This is a genomic window from Streptomyces sp. NPDC093064 (assembly GCF_044754605.1).
Lineage (GTDB): Bacteria > Actinomycetota > Actinomycetes > Streptomycetales > Streptomycetaceae > Streptomyces.
Genome location: NZ_JBIVPK010000151.1, coordinates 1 through 1446, shown reverse-complemented (window position 1 = coordinate 1446; position 1446 = coordinate 1). Strand labels below are relative to the sequence as shown.

Below are 1446 nucleotides of genomic sequence, written 5' to 3'. Positions count from 1 at the left end.
AGAGGGCTTCTCGAAACCGAGTGTGGGGCTGGGGATTCCGTACGGGTGTGCTGTTCAGGTGATTGTGGCCGCGCGGGGGCATGAAGGCAGGGCCTCTCGGTAGCACAGAGGGTGTCTACGCCACTGCTCACCGGGAGGCCCTGTTGCCGCAGTTGTATCGGTCTGTTGTGGAACAGTCCATCCCGGACACTCGGGTGTGTGACTGTTTCGCCCACACGTACGGGAACGCCGCAGACAATGCGTCCGGCGGGCACCGCTATCCGACCGACATGACGGAAGCGGAGTGGACCGTGGTCCGCGGCATGATCCCGGTGCCGGCGTGGGCCGAGGGCCGGGGCGGCCGGCCGGAGGAGTACTGCCACCGGGACATACTCGACGCGATCCGCTACGTGGTGGACAACGGTGTGAAGTGGCCCGCGCTGCCTGCCGATTACCCGCCGTGGAAGGCGGTGCACCGGTTCTTCACCCGCTGGCGCAAGCAGGGGCTGATCGACGAGTTCCACGACCGGCTGCGCGCCGCGACGCGTGAAGCTCAGGGCCGGGATGCGGAGCCGACGGCGGGGGTGATCGACTCGCAGTCCGCGAAGGGCACCTCGACGGTCGCAGCCGCGACCAGCGGCTATGACGGCGGAAAGAAGATCAAGGGCCGCAAGCGGCACATCGTGGTGGACACCCTCGGCCTCATCCTGGCGGTGATGGTCACTCCCGCCTCGACGGGCGACCGGGACGCCGCCCAGGACCTCCTCTCCCGGGCCACAAGACGGCATCACCGGCTCAGGCGCGTGTGGGCGGACAGCGGATACACCGGCATGCTGGTGGGCTGGTGCGCGATGGCCCTGAACCTGATGCTGACCGTCATCCGCCGCAACGACGACCAAAAAGGCTTCGTCGTACTGCCCAAGCGGTGGATCGTCGAGCGGACCTTCGCCTGGCTCACCCGCTCCCGACGCCTGGCCCGCGACTACGAGCGGCTGCCGGCGAGTTCGGAGGCGATGATCCTGTGGTCGATGACCATGGTCATGACCCGCCGTCTCGGCCGCCCCCGCAGGCGAACCGGCCCGGCGCCGGCTCGTGCGCCCATCCCCGCGCAACGAGCCGCTTGAGCTTGCTCCGCACGCCCTCGATCTTCGCCGGAACCATCTCCAGCCCCAACAGGGCGGTGATCTCACGACAGTTCAGGGGTTCTCCGGCTGTGGTGCGGCGTTCGGCCAGCAGGCTCATGACCTGTTGATACTCCGGCGCCAGCACTTCGGCCGACAGCCCTTCCCGCCGGATGGGAACCACCGAGCCGGGCCTCGCCGCCGACGGCCCCGCGGCCTCGTTCCCCTCCGGCTTCCTGGCCGCCTCACCGTCCTGGCCTGCAGTTTCGCCCCCGTCCCACACCTCGCTGACCCGCCTGCGGGCGATCAGCCACTCGTCCCATTCCGACTGCGCCGCCTCCAGCTC

At 69.0% G+C, this 1446-nt stretch carries 1 protein-coding gene; it reads left to right on the top strand.

Annotated features, from left to right (window positions below; genetic code table 11):
• The first annotated feature begins 269 nt into the window (after nt 1-269).
• Nucleotides 270-1103: an IS5 family transposase gene (locus ACIQFZ_RS43510; RefSeq protein ID WP_376654809.1), complete on the top strand. Its 834-nt coding sequence runs from the start codon at nt 270-272 to the stop codon at nt 1101-1103.
• The last annotated feature ends 343 nt before the right edge of the window (nt 1104-1446 follow it).

What these genes read in the sequence shown, in the direction of transcription:
- ACIQFZ_RS43510 (WP_376654809.1), top strand. Translation starts at nt 270, where the DNA reads ATGACGGAAGCGGAGTGGACCGTGGTCCGCGGCATGATCCCGGTGCCG.